The organism is Streptomyces cahuitamycinicus, assembly GCF_002891435.1.
In the GTDB taxonomy this organism is placed as follows: domain Bacteria; phylum Actinomycetota; class Actinomycetes; order Streptomycetales; family Streptomycetaceae; genus Streptomyces; species Streptomyces cahuitamycinicus.
Genome location: NZ_POUC01000012.1, coordinates 16,162 through 31,872, shown reverse-complemented (window position 1 = coordinate 31,872; position 15,711 = coordinate 16,162). Strand labels below are relative to the sequence as shown.

Here is a 15,711-nt window from a genome sequence, read left to right as displayed (position 1 = left end):
GGCGGGCGGTCATGACCGGGCGAGACGGGTGACCTGGTCGTGCAGGCGCTGAACGTGGTCCTCGGACTCCGGCTTCATCAGGACGCTGCGCAGGATGCGGGCACCGTCGGCATCGGCGGTGACCTTCGGGTGGCGTGCGGTGAAGGCGTCGCGATCGGCCTTGAGGGTGCTCAGGAACACGGGATCGGTTCCCGCCATGCCGTCGGCCAGGACGCGTGCCGACGCCGCGTCGACCCCGCTGAGGGTGGCGGGCTCCACCGAAGGGAAGTAGCCGACGATGTCCAGCTCGGGCTGCTGATACAGCTCCAGGGCGTCCGAGGCGGAGATCAGGTCGGCCCAGCGCAGGGCGGCCCGGCGGCCGGCGCCGAGGACGCGGCCGAGTCCGTCGGGGGTGGGCGGGAGGACCTGGAAGGTGAGCCACAGGGCGGCGGCCGAGGCGCCGGCGCGGGAGCATTCCAGGCTGATCTCGCCGAGGTGGAGTTCGCTGGAGGTGAAGTAGGTGTAGGGAGAGTCGTGGAGGTAGAAGCGGCCCACCTCGGGGTCGCGGAAGAGGACGGCACCGCAGCCGTAGGGCTGGAGTCCGTGCTTGTGCGGATCGACGACGATCGAGTCGCACGGGGCGATCGCCCGCCAGGGCTGGGCGGGGAGTCCTTCCGGGCCGTCGGCCCCGGCGAGCAGGGTGAAGAACCCGCCGTAGGCCGCGTCGACATGGAGCCGGACCCCGTAGCGGTCCCGGAGGGCGAGGGCGGAGTGGACCGGGTCGACGGCCCCGAGGCCTGTGGTGCCCGCGGTGAGCACGACCGTTCCCACTTCTCCCGTCCGCAGGATGTCCTCGAGCGCGTCGATGCTGATACGGCCGCGGTCGTCGACCGGGATCGGGTACCCCTTCATGCCCAGGACGTGGCACATGCGGCCGTGGGTGTAGTGCGCGTCGGCGCTGTAGGCGATGCCGCGGCCGGGGTGGAGCTCACGGGCGACGAAGAGGGCTTCGAGGTTGGCGATCGTGCCGCTGGTGGTGAGGTGGCCGAGGTGGGTGTCGTAGCCGAACATCGCGGCCAGCTGGGCGACCGCCTCGCGCTCCATGCGGGCGGTGGCCGGGCCGCCGTCCAGCGCGTGGTTGTTGGGGTTGATCAGCATCGTGGTGAGGTGGCCGACGACCGCCGCCGGGTGCGGGGGCTTGAGCATCTGCCCCGCGTAGCGCGGGTGGAAGAAGGGGTAGTTCTCCTTCAGTCTCCCGGTGAGCTCCTCGAAGGCGGCGGCGAAGCGGTCCTCGTCGACGACGAGGGACGGGTGCTGCTCGTAGGGGCCGAAGGTGTCGGCCCACTGCTGTATCGCGTCGTTGGCCCGGCCGAGCCAGTGCTGCAGGTCCACTGATCTCCCTCTCTGCGACGTGGTGGGTGCTGGGTGGCCCACCATAAGGGAATCATTGACTGCTCAGCAATTGATTGCTCAGTGGTTGAGACGGCAGTAGATGAGAAGGCAGTAGGTGAAGAGGCAGTAAAGTCGGGCGGGTGAACCCCGCTGAGCGAGAGAACGACGATGCAGCCCGCGCCGCCGACAGCAGGCTCGTGCAGGACTTCGGACTGCTGATCAAGGCCGCGACCCGCCTGGAACAGCGGATCGACACGGCCCTGCGCAAGGAGTGCGAGGTCAGCCACACGATGTTCGAGGTCCTCATCCGGCTGTGCCGCCGCCCGGACGAGGAGATCTCGCAGCGCCTGCTCGCCGACGACCTCACCCTCACCAGCAGCGGCATCACCCGCCTGATCGACCGCATGGAGGGAGCCGGCCTGGTGCGGCGGGTGCCGGCTCCCGGAGACCGCCGAAGCGTCCTGGTCGAGGCGACCGATCATGGTCGTGCGGTGTTCCTGCGGGCTGCCACCGTCCACGCGCAGGTCGTCGAGCGGTACTTCGTGGCGCCGGTGGCCCGCGCCGACTACGCACGGCTGACCCACGCGCTGGGCGAGATCGACAAGGCGCTGCGTGACACCTGACAGCGCGGGGCAGCCCTGGGGTCAAGGTGTGTAGACCGTCGGGCGGGGTGCCGTCGGCATGCCGCCGCCGATGAAGAAGCTCGGGTGCGGGGGCTGGTTGTAGGCGGTGTTCTGCCAGGCGAGCGCCGTGCGGTACTGGGTGTCGTGGAGCAGGGTGGTGATCTTCGTGCTGGTCTGGTTCGGGGTGGAGTAGATCCGCAGCGCCTTGTTGTCACTCGTGCGCCAGACGACCTCTTCGCGCCAGTCGCCCAGGATGTCGCCGGACAGGACCGGTGTGGACTTGGTGCCGTTGTTGGAGGCGACCCCGGAGCCGGTCAGCAGCCGGGTGTCGCCGGACGTGCCGTACTTGTCGATGCGGGTGCCGTCGAGGAGCTCGCGGACGGGATCGCCGTCCCACCAGGACAGGAAGTTGACGCTGGAGGGCTCCCGGCCCAGGGAGGCGCCGGTGGCCGAGCGCAGGGTCCTGTCGGAGGCGGACCAGGCCTCCGCGCCCGCGCTGCCGGCGTAGACGTCGGCGGCGACGCCACGGCCGTTGTCGGAGCCCGACGCCGTCTGCCACAGCCTCGCGCCCGTGCGTGCGTCGGCCATCCAGGAGCCGGGCTTGCTGGAGTCCTCCGAGACCTTGAAGTACTCCAGGCCCGGACGGGAGGGGTTGAGGTCGCCGACGTGGCCGGCGTCGCCGTGGCCGAGCCGGGTGGTCCACAGGCCGCTGCCGTTGTCGTCCACCGTCATCGCGCCGTAGACGATCTCGTCCTTGCCGTCGGCGTCGACGTCGGCGACGGACAGACTGTGGTTGCCCTGGCCGTCGTAACCCTTGCCGCTGTTGGTGGAGGAAGTGGTGTCGAAGGTCCAGCGGCGGGTGAAGGCGCCGTTCCGCCAGTCCCAGGCCGCTATCACCGTGCGGGTGTAGTAACCGCGCGCCATGATCAGGGAGGGGCGGGCGCCGTCGAGGTAGGCGGTGCCGGCCAGGAAGCGGTCGACGCGGTTGCCGTAGTTGTCGCCCCAGGAGGAGACGTTGCCGCGGCCCGGGACGTAGTCGACGCTCTGCATCGCCTTGCCGGTCCGGCCGTTGAACATCGTCAGGTATTCGGGGCCGGACAGGACGTAGCCGCTGGAGTTGCGGTGGTCGGCGGAGGAGCTGCCGACGACCGCGCCGGTGCCGTCCCGGGTGCCGTCGGCGGTCTTCATGGCGACTTCGGCCTTGCCGTCACCGTCGTAGTCGTAGACCTGGAACTGCGTGTAGTGGGCGCCGGAGCGGATGTTGCGGCCCAGGTCGATGCGCCACAGCCGGGTGCCGTCGAGCTTGATGCCGTCGACGATGGTGTTGCCGGTGTAGCCGGACTGGGAGTTGTCCTTGGCGTTGGTGGGCTGCCACTTCAGGACGAGGTCCAGGGCGCCGTCACCGTCGAGGTCGCCGACGGAGGCGTCGTTGGCCTCGTAGGTGTAGGCCGAGTTGCCCGGAGCGGTACCGCCCGCGGGCGGGGAGACCGGCACGTCCTTGTAGCCCGTGCGGAACTGGACCGCGGGCGCGGACGCGGCCTGCTCGGCGCCGTTGACCACGGCGCGCACCGTGTAGTCGGCCGAGGCCGCGCCGCCCGCGTCGAAGTAGTTCGTCGAGGCGGTGACGGGTGAGGAGTTGACTCTGGTACCGCCGCGGTAGACGTTGAACGACACGTCGTTCGGGTCGGTCGCCAGCCAACGCCATGACACCAGGTTTCCGCTGTTGGTGTGCACGCTGGTCAGTCCGCGGTCGAGTTTCTCGACCTGCCGTGCGGTCGCCGCGTGCGCACCGTGTGGCAGCGCGACGAGTACGGAGACGGCCAGTGCGGCAGCGGAGACGCAGCCGATGAACCGGCCTCCTGGCCGATGGGGCGACCGCGACGGTCGTGGCGCGGTTCGGGGACGCCGATGCGAGTCGGTCATGGTGACCTCCGGGGCGTGGGGGGTATGGGAACGCTCCCATGGTGAGGGAGCGTAAGAACGAGCTGATGCCTCGTCAAGGATTCTGTCCAGTCTGCTGTTCGGCCCTGTTTGGATTCGTGAGTTTCTCGGTGTCGATGGATTGACAGCGGGGTGGCGGGCCTTGAATATTGCGGATGCCGCCTCGAGGGCACCTGTGGTCGAAGGCAGTCGAACGGGTAGCGCGCCGGTCAACTCACGTGTTGTGCAAGTCGGTTCGCGGATCCTGCCCCTGCGATCTGCCCCTTCGAGGATGGAGCGTCTCGTGTCCACCTGAACCGGTTGTGAACGCTCCCAGTGCATGCAGGCGGATCACCCCAGTCCCGGTAACTCCACCCCCCACCATTCGCTGTCCGCCGGCAGCGCTGTCCCATGCACGGCCGGCGGGCAGGGAGGAGCGGCCATGTCCCCGACCCCTGCTTTCCCTCCCGCCAGGCTCACCCGCCGGATGCTGCTCAAGGCCACCACGGCGACCGCCGGTGCGATCGCCGGAGCCGCCGCGCCGGGTGTCCGGCTGGGAGCGGCGGGCCTGCTGACCGTGGCGGCTCTGGCCGGCCCCGGCGCGGCCCACAGCGCCGCCGCCGCACCGCAGGCTCTGCCGGCCGGCTGCTCCGGCACCTCTCCGATCACCTGTCGTTACGCCGTCGCGCCGGGCAACTACGACGTGACGGTCTCCATCGGCGGCACCTCCGCCGGGCAGACCGAGATGTGGGCGGAGGCCCGGCGTCTGATGCTCCCGGCGACGAGAACGGCGGCCGGATCCGTCGCCACGTACTCGTTCACCGTCAACGTTCGTCAACCGGAGGGGCAGCCGACCGGTCAGGGCGGCACCGGGAACCCCGGTCTGGACCTCCGTTTCGCGGGTGCCGCCCCCCAGGTCTCCGCCGTCTCGGTGAAGCCGGCGGCGCAGCCGCTGGTCGCCTACCTGGCCGGCGACTCGACCGTGTGCGACCAGCCGACCGCCCCGTACACCGGCTGGGGGCAGATGATCACAACCGCGGTGCGTGCCGGCGCGTCAGTCGCCAACTACGGTGATTCCGGGGAGAGTTCCGGAAGCTTCCTGAGCAACTCGGCGCTCCTTCCCACACTGGTGTCGAAGGTCAGGGCGAACGACCCCGTCTTCATCCAGTTCGGCCACAACGACAAGCAGACCAGCGCGTCCGCCTACCGGAACAACCTCACCACCATGATCTCCCGGGTCCGTGCCAAGGGCGGTGTCCCGGTCCTGGTCACACCGCCGGTCCGCAGGCTGTTCGACGGCAACCGGCTCACGTCCACGGCACTGCACGTCAACGGCGTCGGTGTGAACCTGCCTGCGGAGATGCGCGCGGTCGGTGCGGCCCAGCGGGTGCCGGTGATCGACCTGACCGCCCGGAGCAAGGCACTGGTCGAGTCCATGGGACCATCCGCCTCCGCGCAGCTCTTCCTCCGCTCCTCCGTCGACGGCGTCACGGACAACACCCACTTCTCGCAGTACGGCGCGTCCCGGATGGGCGGCCTGCTGCTCCAGAGCATCCGGGAGCAGAACCTGCCCCTGGCCGCCCACCTGCGCTGACCGACCCATGGAGGACACACGATGAAAAACCTCCGGACACTCGTGACGACCGCGCTGGTGATCGCCTTGTCGAGCCTCGGTGCCGGCACCGCCTCAGCGACTGACAGCGGCGCCCCAGCGGCGCGCGGACCGGAACTGCGCGCTGTCGTCGACCCGTTCGCCGGCCCTGCGGCGAACTGCGCCGGCGCCTCCAGCGCCAAGGCCCCGGCCGGACGAGCGGCGGCCGCACCGGTCACGGTGTGGCTGGCCGGTGACTCCACCATGGCCAACCCGGGCTCCGCCCGCTGCCCGGTCGGCTGGGGCAGCCGGTTCGACGCCTTGTTCAACGCCGACGTGACCGTCAGGAACCAGGCCGTGGGAGGCCGCAGCATCCAGACCTGGATGTACGAAGGAAACGTCAGCGGCACCAAGGGCTCGGACGGCGAGTGCCGCCTCACCTCCGGCACGTACTCCTCACGCTGGCAGTCGATGCTCAACGCGAGCACCGGGATGAAGGCCGGCGACTACCTGTTCATCCAGTTCGGCATCAACGACTCCTCCTCGACCTGCCCCCGGCACGTCGGCCCCGCCCGCTACCGCCAGTTGATGACCACGATGGTGCAGGCCGCCCTGGCCCGGGGAGCGCACCCGGTGCTGCTCACCCCGGTGGCCGCCATCACCTGTTCCGGGAGCACTGCGACGAAGAACCGCGGCTTCGTGAACGAGACCTTCGCCGTCGGAGCCGCCACCAGGGCACCGGTCGTCGACCTGCAGTCGCTGAGTGTGTCGCTCTACAACAACCTGCGCTTCTGCCCGCACAACGGCGACTTCGGATCGGGCCCCGTGGGCGCCTTCTTCTGCAACGACCGCACCCACTTCGAGACGTACGGCGCGCAGCGGATCGCCGGACTCGTCGCCGGGGACGTGCGCAAGCAGAACCTCGCGCTCGCCACCTATCTCAGGTAGCTGCCCGCATCCCGTTCCGAGGGTCTGACTAGCATGGCTGTCGGATCCGAAGACGACCCAGGGCAGGAAGGCGCAGCATGACGACGGGGCTCCGCGACGCCGACGTACTCGACGACCCGGTGGGCGAGTCGCTCCGCGGGCACCACGCGCGTCTCGCCCGCCGGCTCGGTGACGCCGTCACCTACGTGCCCGGGGTCGCGACCTTCTCCGCGGTGTCCGCCGAGCCGGACGCGCAGGCATGGGCCGACCTGGCCAAGCTGCTGGGGCCGGGCGAGTTCGCCGACATGTTCAGCTGCCCGGACCTGCCGCCGCCGGACTGGGAGCCGGTCTTCGTCCTGGAAGGCCGGCAGATGATCTGGGCCGGGCACAGCGGCCCGGATCCGTCCGGTGCCGAGTCCGACTCCGGCGTGGTCGAACTCGGCACCGAGAGCGTGCCCGAGATGCTCGACCTCATCGAGCGGACCCGTCCGGGGCCGTTCTGGCCCCGAACGCACGAACTCGGCACGTATCTCGGCATCCGGGACGGCGGCACGCTGGTGGCGATGGTGGGGGAGCGGCTGAGGCCTCCTGGATGGACCGAGATCAGCGCCGTCTGCACCGCCCCCGAGGCGCGCGGTCGAGGTCACGCCGTCCGCTTGCTGCGTGCGCTCATCGCGCGCATCGTCGTTCGCGGCGAACGTCCCTTCCTGCACGTGGCCGAGGAGAACAGCGGCGCTCTCGCGCTCTACGAACGGCTCGGCTTCGAGACGCGCAAGCACGTGACGTTCCGCGGTTTCCGCACGCCGTGAGGCATCGGATCCGCATGCCCGGCCCTTCCAGGGGCGCAAGATCTGCCTGATGTGTCGTAACGCCGATGTCGCAGGTCACTGTCGTCGTCGGGACCTCCGGCGAGGGCAGCCTGTCCGCACGGCGCGTGGCCTCCATGCCCTGGTTCAGGCGTTGTGGCGGAAATCCGGCTCGGCGATCAGATGCCCAGCATGCGGTTGAGCTCGTCCAGGGACTTCACCGTCACGTAGTCGTAGCCGTGGGTGACCGGGTCGCAGCCACGGTCGAGGAGGACGAGGTTGCGGAAGCCCATGTCGTGCATCGGCATCAGGTCGTAGCGGGTGTGCGAGGAGACGTGCACGAAGTCCTCGGGGGAGGCGTCGAGCTGGTCGAGCATGTACTCGAAGGCGGCGTAGCGGGGCTTGTAGTAGCCGGCCTGCTCGGCGGTGAGGACCGCGTGGAAGTCCGCGCCGAGGCGGGGCACGCTCTCCTCCAGGAAGGAGTCGCCCGCGTTGGACAGGATCACCAGCTTGTAGTTCTCGCCCATCGTCTTCAGCGGCCCGGGCACGTCGGCGTGCGGCCCCCAGCCGCGGACGCCGTCGGCGAACCGCTTGCCCGCCTCCGGCGCCGCCTTCACCCCCCACTTGCGGCAGACCCGCTCGAAGGAGTCCTGCAGCACCTGCTCGTAGGGGTAGTACGCGCCGCGGACCTGGTCGTAGCGGTAGCCGCGGAACTCCCGCACGAACTGGTCCCAATGCTCTGCCGGGAACTGGTCGCCGACCAGCTCACGCGTGATGGGGGTCATCGGCCACTCGATCAGCGTGCCGTAGCAGTCGAACGAGACGTACTTCGGGCGGAACTGCAACGACGGAATGTTCATGGAGGTGCTCCACTTTCTTGCTTCGGGGAACTGGCTACGGCCTGTTCATGGCAGGCCTGTTCGGGCATGCCCGACGGAGTACCGAGATGGGGGCGATGTCGTCGACACCGCCGGGGATCAGACCGTGCCGACGGCGGCCGGTGCGAGGAAGCCGATGGGGTGTTCCGTGGTGCCGTCGAGTGCCAGGTCGGCGGCGATCTCGCCCATGGCGGGGGAGAGCTTGAAGCCGCTGCCGGAGAATCCGGCCATGACGACGATGTCGTCCTCGCCGGGGAGATGACCGACGAGCGGGTTTCCGGACTCCGTGTAGCCCTCCATGTAGGCCGACAGCCGGATGGGGTCGGGATTCAGGTCGGGCATGAGTTCATGGATGAGCTCACGGAAGGTGCCGAGTTCCTCGGGGCGGACCTCACGGACGAGCCGTTCGGGCTCGGGCACCGGCAGATGGCGTGTGAAGGAGAGACCGAGCTTGACGGAGTGGCCGTCGGGCGACGGGAGCCCGAAGCAGTCGTGAGGTGTGCTGCGCACGAAGGGAGGGGCCCCGCCCGTGAACCAGTCGTGCCGGGTGGGCAGGTGCCAGGAGCAGATCACCCGGCGGACGTCGACGGTCCGCGGCAGGCCCGGGAGCAGTGTGTTGATCCAGGGGCCCACGGTCACCACCGCGGTGTCCACGTGGTCCGTGCCGTGGTCGGTGATGATCTGCACCCCGCCGCCCGCCGCGGGCGCGATCTCGCGCACCGTGGTGTAGCGGTGCAGCCGGGCGCCCAGTTGCTCGGCGCGGGCGGCGGCGGCCTGGATCGACGCCTCCGGTCTGATGACGGCGCCCAACCGGTCGAGGACGGCGATGTGTCCGTCCGGCAGGCGGTGCTGCGGGTAGCGGCGGGCGAGTTCCTCCCGGTCCAGTACCTCGTGATCCAGCTGATGGGTGGTGCTGGTGGCCAAGAGGAGGCGCATGGACGGTGCAGCGGCTTCCCCCATCACCAGGCAACCGCTGCGACGGCGCAACGGGGACCCCGTTTCCTGCTGGAGCTGCTCCCACATCCGGTCCGCGAGCCGCAACAGCGGCACGTACCCGGCGTCGCCGAGGTGCGCGGCTCGGAAGATGCGGGTCTCGCCGCCGGCTGCGCCGCGGTCGTGACCCGGTGCGTACCGGTCGTAGCCGATGACCTCGGCTCCTCGGGCGGCCAGTCGCCACATGGCCTGGCTGCCCATGCTGCCGGAGCCGATGACGGCGACGCGCTTCGGGATGCTCATGAGGTCGTTCCTTTCGATGGTGTGGTCCACGCCGTGTCCACCGTGAGGCAGGGGGACATGGCTCAGAGGAGCTCGATCAGCTTGTCGGTGAACTCGGCGGTGGTCGCGGTTCCGCCCAGGTCACGGGTGCGGACATCGGTCTTGGCCAGGACCGAGGCGATCGCGTCCGTGATGTCCTTGGCCGCGGCGGGATGACCGAGGTGGTCGAGCATCATGGCCGCGGACCAGATCGCGCCCAACGGGTTGGCGATCTTCTGGCCCGCGATGTCGGGCGCGGAGCCGTGCACAGGCTCGAACATCGAGGGGAAGTCCCGCTCGGGGTTGAGGTTGGCCGCCGGGGCGACGCCGATGGAACCGGCGACCGCGGCCGCTAGGTCGCTGAGAATGTCGCCGAAGAGGTTCGAGGCGACGACGACGTCGAAGCGGGCGGGTTCGAGGACGAACTTGGCCGCGAGCGCGTCGATGTGCTCCTGGTCCCAGGTGACCTGCGGGAACGAGGCGGCTCGCTCGGTGACGAGCTGGTCCCAGAACGGCATGGTGTGCACGATGCCGTTCGACTTGGTCGCCGAGGTCAGGCAGCCGCCGCGCCGGGAGGCGAGCGTGAAGGCGTAGTCCAGCACGCGGGTGACGCCGGCCCGGGTGAACACGGCCTCCTGCACGGCGATCTCGTCCGGGAAGCCCCTGTTGAGCCGGCCGCCGACCTCGCTGTACTCGCCTTCCATGTTCTCGCGGACGACGACGAAATCGACCTCGCCCGGCAGTGCGCCGCGCACCGGACTGTCGATGCCTTCGAAGACACGGATGGGCCGGAGGTTGACGTACTGGCGGAAGCTGCGCCGGATCGGGATCAGCAGCCCCCACAGCGAGACGTGGTCGGGCACCCCCGGGTATCCCACCGCGCCCAGCAGGATCGCGTCCTTGTCGCGCAGCTGGTCGATCCCGTCGTCGGGCATCATGGCGCCCTCCCGCAGGTACCGCTCGCACGACCAGTCGTACGACGTGTAGGACAGGCCGAAGCCGTGGCGGCGGCCGAGGACATCGAGTACCTGCTGGGCCGAAGGCAGTACCTCGGCGCCGATGCCGTCGCCGGGGATCAGGGCAATGCGGTGCTTCGTCGTCATGGCGTCGATTGCAGCAGGGTGGTCCCTGGGGCGTCCAAGACACAAAGCGGATCTCCCTTATAAGCGGTGCCTATCAGGTGTCGGCGGCCGAGGTGGCAGCCGTGACGAACGCTGCGGCTGCGGGCGACAGGGCGCCGCGGCGGCTGACGAGGGCGATGTCCAAGGTGGTCTCCGGCTCGATGTCCAGGACGCGGGCGCCCAGTCGCCGGGCGACGTCCCGCCAGGAATCCGTGACCACCGCGAGCCCGACACCGGCCAGCACCAGGGGCATGAGCGACACGCGGTGCTCGGTCTCGGCGGCGACGGCGAACTCGATGCCCTGCTCCCGCACCCCGTCGACGTAGGCGCGCATCCCGGTACCCGGCTGCCCCACGATCAGCCGCTGTCCAGAAAGCTCCCGGCACTGAACCGCCGTCCGATCAGCGAACGGACCGTCGGCCGGCACCACCAGCACAAAACGCTGCCGCCCCAGCGCATGCGAGACGACCTCCTGGTCGGAGACCGGACCGGCGGACGCCAGGAGGCCCAACTCCACGGCACCCGTGCGCACCATGTCGATCACATCACGCGACGTGAAGGCCGCGTTGATGACCACGCAGACGCCGGGATACCGATGGCTGAAGGCACTCACCAGGGTTGTCAGCGGCTCCACCGCCTGCGAAGGCATCGACGCCACATCCAGGCGCCCCTCACGCAGCTCATGCACCGCCGCGACACTCGCCCGCGCCGTCTCCAGACTCCGCACGGCCTGGCGGGCAGGCTCGATCAGGGCTCTTCCGGCCTCCGTCAGCACTGCCCTTCGCCCGATCCGATGGAACAGTTCGGAGCCGAGATCACGCTCCAGTGCCCGCACGGCCTGCGACAGCGACGGCTGCGACACGTACAGAGCCGACGCTGCACGGTTGAACCCCCCACGATCGACAATCGCGAGGAAGTACTCCAGCTGCCGAATGTCCATACGCGCCTTAGCCTCTCAGGGAGTCAACCGCCGACTCAGTGGTCCCGGCCATCGTTGGGTGCAGGATCCCTCGACGAAGTACGGACCAGAGCCGTCTCCCGGCCCGGGGCCGCAACAGGCACCCGTCACCGGCGCCGCCACGGGAGGGACCCTTCGCGGTGCCTCACCAGGCCGCGTCCTCCCACTGGTCAAGCAGGGCGTCGGCCGGCACCTCCTCGGGCTCGGCGGCCGGACTCCGGGTGGACTGTTCGGTCCAGATCACCTTGCCGCGGGCCATGTAGCGCGTTCCCCACCGCCGGGCGAACCGGGCGACGAGGAACAGTCCCCGCCCGCCCTCGTCGGTGATGGCGGCCCTGCGCAGGTGGGGTGAGGTGCTGCTGCCGTCGGCGACTTCGCAGATCAGGCTGTCGCCGTCGCGCAGCACCCGCAGCCGGACCGGTTCGATGCCGTAACGGATGGCGTTGGTGACCAGCTCGCTGACGATCAGCTCGGTCGTGAAGGCCAGCTCCTCCAGCCCCCAGGTCCGCAGCCGCCCGGTGACGTCCGCCCTGATGCCCGCGACGGCCGCCGGATCGCCGGGCACGTCCCACTCGGCCACCCGGGAGGGATCCAGCAGCCGGGTGCGGGCGACGAGCAGGGCGATGTCGTCGCTCGACCGGGCGGGAAGCAGTGCGCCGAGGACGTCCCGGCAGGTCTCCTCCGGGGTGCGGCGAGCGCCGGCCAGAGCGCGGCGCAACGCCTCCAGACCGGTGTCGATGCCCCGCTCCCGGTCCTCGACCAGCCCGTCCGTGTAGAGGACCAGCCGCGAGCCCTCGGGCAGGGTGACCTCGGTGGTCTCGAAGGGTTCGGCGCCGCCCAGACCGAGTGGCGGCGCCCCGGGCACCCGCAAGAACTCCACGGTGCCGTCGGGATGCACCAGGGCCGGCTCCGGATGCCCGGACCGGGACAGGCAGCACATCCCGGAGGCCGGATCGTAGACGGCGTAGAGGCAGGTGGCGCCGGCGACGCTCTCGTGGTCCCGCTCCTCGTTCTCGTCGCTGTCGATCCGCGCGACCAGCTCGTCCAGGTGCCCGAGGAGCTCGTCCGGAGGCAGGTCGAGGGCGGAGAAGTTGTGCACCGCGGTACGCAGCCGGCCCATCGTGGCCGCGGCGTGCAGGCCGTGCCCCACGACGTCGCCGACCACCAGGGCGACCCGGGCGCCGGGCAGCGGGATCACGTCGAACCAGTCGCCGCCCACGCCCTCCAGGGCGGGCAGGTAGCGGTGGGCGACCTCCACGGCCGAGTGGTCGGGCAGGGAGCCCGGCAACAGGCTGCGCTGCAGTGACTCGGCCAGGGTGTGCTCACGGGTGTAGCGGCGGGCGTTGTCGACCGCGACCGCGGCCCGCGCGGCCAGTTCCTCGGCGAAGGCCAGATCCTCCCTGACGAAGGGAGCGCCGTCGGAGCGCCAGAAGCTCGCCATGCCCAGCACCACACCGCGGGCCTGGAGCGGCACCGTGATCAGGGAGTGGAAACCGAGGTCCAGCACGCGCTTCGCGCGATGGGGGTCCTGGGCGCTCAACCAGCCGTCCGGAGCGGTCAGGTCGACGTCCAGGACCCCACGGCCGCGCTCGGCTCCGACGGCGGCCGGCGCTGTGGGGACGAAGCGGATCAGCTCACCCACCGGATAGAGGGACCGGGCACCGTCGACGCCGTGTACCGCCACCCGGCGCATCTCCGGACCGGGCCCGGCCGACACCGCACCGCGCAGGATCGGATCCAGCAGGTCGACCGTGGCGGTGTCGGCGAACCGGGGGACCGCCACCTCGGCCAGTTCCCGCGCGGTACGCACCACGTCCAGCGTGGTCCCGATCCGCACCCCCGCCTCGTACAGCAGCCCCAGCCGTTCCCGGGCCACCTCCGCCCGGCCCGCCAGCGCCCGCAGCTCCGTCGTGTCACGCAGGGTCGCCACGCTGCCCGCGGGACGGTCGTCCGGGTCGACCGGGCGCACGTTGACCGCCAGCAGCCGGTCGCCCGCCAAGTGCACCACGTCGCTGGCCGGCCGGCCCGAACCCAGCAGCTCGGCGGTGCCCGCCTCCAGACCGAGATCCGAGACCCGGCGCTCCTCGGCGTCCGCGGGCAGGTCCAGCAGCCGCCGCGCCTCGTCGTTCGCGAGCAGCAGCCGGCCGTCGCTCCCGATGATCAGCACACCCTCGCGCACCGCGTGCAGCACCGCGTCGTGATGCTCGTACATGCGCGTCATCTCGGACGGATCCAGGCCGCGGGTCTGCCGCCGCAACCGCCACGAGACCAGCGCCGTGCCGCCCGCGGCCACCGCGAGCGCGCCGCCCGCGAACCCCAGCAGCTGCGGCAGCTGATCCTGCACCACGTCGTCCACGCTGGCCACGGTGACCCCGACCGACACGAAGCCGACGACCGTGAGCCCGTTGGTGTCGTACACCGGGACCGTCGTGTCCACGGCGAGACCCAGACTGCCCTCGAACGTCTTGGTGAACGGCCGGTCGGCGGCGCCGCCCTCGCGCACGGCGTAGATGTGCTCGCCGATCAGCTCCGGGTCGGGGTGGGTCCAGCGGAAGCCCTGAGGATCGAACGTCACCACGTAGTCGACGCCGGTGTTCTTCCGTGTGTCCTCCGCCCGCGGCTGCAGCAGCTCGGTGGGGTCGCGGGACTTCATGGCGTCCAGCGTTCCCGGGGCCCGCGCGAAGGACTGGGCGACGCCCTCCGAGAGCTGCCGCGCCTCCTGGGTGCTCGACTCCCGCGCCTGCACGACGAGGACTCCTCCCGCGGCGGCGGCGAACAGCACCATGATCACCGACTGCAGCAGGAACACCTGGCCGGCGACGCTGCGCACCCTCGGCAGGACCTGCCGCCGCGCTCCCGGGGACCGGGTGCCGGGCTCCTGCCGCGCGTCGTCCTCCTCCTCACCCCGTCGCGAGGCCGACCGAGTACGCCCGTCACTGTGCGCCGGGGAGCGGAGGGCCGAGAATCGACCGAGGTGCCGGGCCATACCGACTCTCTACCATGTGCCTCCATATTCAGCCATATGGCTGAATGTGCTCAGTCATGCGTGCGTGCCCACCGCTGCCAGCGCCTGGCCACGGAGTCCCGGTTCTGGAGCCACCACTCGATGTCCAGGTCGAAGCCCGACAGCAGGTGGCCGGGAGTGCTCGCCAGATTCACGGCGGTTGCCTCGGTGAGGTGCCCGTAGGCGGCGGGCACCACGGGCCCGTCGGGGTAGAGGCGCGCCATGTGGGCCTGGATCTCGGGCCGCAGTGCGAAGTCGATGAGCCGGTAGGCGCCGTCCGGGTTCGCGGATCCCTTGGGAATCCCGAAACCGTTGCTCTGCCTGCGGGCACCGTTCCACTCGTACGCGAGCGGAGACCCGCCCTCGATCACGGTCTGGAGCCGGCCGGCCCAGATGCTGGAGGTCACGACGCTGCCGCGGGACAGCAGCTCACCCGGCTCCGCGCCGTACTCCCAGAGCGCGCCCACGGAGTTCCTGATCTCGTCGAGGACCTTGAAGGCACGGTCCACGTCGAGCGGGTAGAGCCCGTCGAGCGGCACACCGTCGGCCAGCAGGGCGAACTCCAGCTCGGGAAAGTCCACCTCCCCCTGGAGCGCGCGGGTGCCCGGGAAGCCTCCGAGGCTCCAGAAGTCCGCCCAGGACTCCGGCTTCCTGCCGCCGAACGCGTCGGTACGGTAGGCGAGCACGCTGGCCCAGTAACTCTTGCCCACGCCGTTGGGCGTGAGCAGGGACCGGGCGATACCCGCGTTCCTGACGTTCTTCAACCGGCCGTAGTCCAGTGGCTCGGAGACGCCCTCGTGCTCGAAGAGCAGCAGATTGGACATGTCGAGGTCCATGACGTCGAACTGCGGACGGCCTTCCTTGATCTGGGCGAGCATCTGCACGTGCTCGAAGTTCACCGTCCTGATCCGAATGCCGGTCTCTCTGGTGAACGGGTCGTACACGGCTTTCCGGTTCGCCTCGCCGTAGGAGCCGCCGAAGTTCCGGACGATCAGCACCTTGCTGCCCTCGCCGGCGGGAGGCCCGGTGCGGGTCTCACATGCCGTGAGCGACGCGGCAGCAGCGCCGGCGGCGATCCCTCCGACACCGGTCAGGAAGGCCCTGCGGTTGAATGCGACGTGTCCCACCGGCTGCCTCCACAGTGCCTTCTGGATGATCCGTGACGGAGGGTGTGTCCCGGCCGGCCTTCTTCCTCGTGCAGCTTTGGTCAGTGTTTACCAGGAAAAGTACCTTCTTCACAGAGCTTGTGGGCGGGAGC

The 15,711-nt window shown here is 70.2% G+C and carries 12 protein-coding genes; 4 read left to right on the top strand and 8 right to left on the bottom strand.

Going from position 1 to position 15,711, the window contains the following annotated elements; genetic code table 11:
- Positions 1 to 9 precede the first annotated feature (9 nt).
- Complete coding sequence (locus C1J00_RS03280; RefSeq protein WP_102907513.1) at positions 10 to 1,371, bottom strand: pyridoxal phosphate-dependent decarboxylase family protein; 1,362 nt, start codon at positions 1,369 to 1,371, stop codon at positions 10 to 12.
- A 140-nt stretch (positions 1,372 to 1,511) separates the two neighbouring features.
- Here C1J00_RS03280 and C1J00_RS03275 point away from each other — a divergent pair, with 140 nt between their 5' ends.
- Positions 1,512 to 1,994, top strand: a complete 483-nt coding sequence (locus tag C1J00_RS03275) for a MarR family winged helix-turn-helix transcriptional regulator (RefSeq protein ID WP_102907512.1) — start codon at positions 1,512 to 1,514, stop codon at positions 1,992 to 1,994.
- Between the two features lie 21 nt (positions 1,995 to 2,015).
- On the opposite strand, the gene C1J00_RS03270 is transcribed toward C1J00_RS03275, so the two are convergent.
- The gene (locus C1J00_RS03270; RefSeq protein WP_245936165.1) at positions 2,016 to 3,917 is read right to left on the bottom strand and encodes a rhamnogalacturonan lyase; all 1,902 of its coding nucleotides are present in this window, start codon (positions 3,915 to 3,917) and stop codon (positions 2,016 to 2,018) included.
- A 439-nt stretch (positions 3,918 to 4,356) separates the two neighbouring features.
- On the opposite strand from C1J00_RS03270, the gene C1J00_RS03265 reads away from it, so the two are divergent.
- The 3 genes from C1J00_RS03265 (at position 4,357) to C1J00_RS03255 (ending at position 7,241) form a co-directional block, all read left to right on the top strand.
- Positions 4,357 to 5,508: a rhamnogalacturonan acetylesterase gene (locus tag C1J00_RS03265; RefSeq protein ID WP_245936164.1), complete on the top strand. Its 1,152-nt coding sequence runs from the start codon at positions 4,357 to 4,359 to the stop codon at positions 5,506 to 5,508.
- Positions 5,509 to 5,529: 21 nt separating this feature from the next.
- On the top strand, positions 5,530 to 6,453 hold the full coding sequence (locus C1J00_RS03260) for a GDSL-type esterase/lipase family protein (protein WP_102907511.1): 924 nt from the start codon (positions 5,530 to 5,532) through the stop codon (positions 6,451 to 6,453).
- 77 nt (positions 6,454 to 6,530) lie between these two features.
- Positions 6,531 to 7,241, top strand: coding sequence for a GNAT family N-acetyltransferase (locus C1J00_RS03255; RefSeq protein WP_102907510.1), 711 nt, complete (start codon positions 6,531 to 6,533; stop codon positions 7,239 to 7,241).
- Positions 7,242 to 7,417: 176 nt separating this feature from the next.
- Here C1J00_RS03255 and C1J00_RS03250 read toward each other — a convergent pair whose 3' ends face one another.
- From C1J00_RS03250 to C1J00_RS03225, 6 genes are all read right to left on the bottom strand, one after another.
- Entirely contained in the window at positions 7,418 to 8,098 is a 681-nt protein-coding gene (locus tag C1J00_RS03250; RefSeq protein WP_102907509.1) for a haloacid dehalogenase type II, read from the bottom strand.
- A 117-nt stretch (positions 8,099 to 8,215) separates the two neighbouring features.
- Positions 8,216 to 9,352, bottom strand: a complete 1,137-nt coding sequence (solA, locus tag C1J00_RS03245; protein WP_102907525.1) for an N-methyl-L-tryptophan oxidase — start codon at positions 9,350 to 9,352, stop codon at positions 8,216 to 8,218.
- Between the two features lie 62 nt (positions 9,353 to 9,414).
- Positions 9,415 to 10,473, bottom strand: coding sequence for a tartrate dehydrogenase (locus tag C1J00_RS03240; RefSeq protein ID WP_102907508.1), 1,059 nt, complete (start codon positions 10,471 to 10,473; stop codon positions 9,415 to 9,417).
- A gap of 73 nt (positions 10,474 to 10,546) precedes the next feature.
- A complete protein-coding gene (locus C1J00_RS03235) occupies positions 10,547 to 11,431 on the bottom strand; it encodes a LysR family transcriptional regulator (RefSeq protein ID WP_102907507.1) in 885 nt (294 codons plus the stop codon).
- Between the two features lie 163 nt (positions 11,432 to 11,594).
- Entirely contained in the window at positions 11,595 to 14,435 is a 2,841-nt protein-coding gene (locus C1J00_RS03230) for a SpoIIE family protein phosphatase (RefSeq protein ID WP_102907506.1), read from the bottom strand.
- A 50-nt stretch (positions 14,436 to 14,485) separates the two neighbouring features.
- Entirely contained in the window at positions 14,486 to 15,580 is a 1,095-nt protein-coding gene (locus C1J00_RS03225) for an ABC transporter substrate-binding protein (RefSeq protein WP_102907505.1), read from the bottom strand.
- Positions 15,581 to 15,711: the final 131 nt, after the last annotated feature.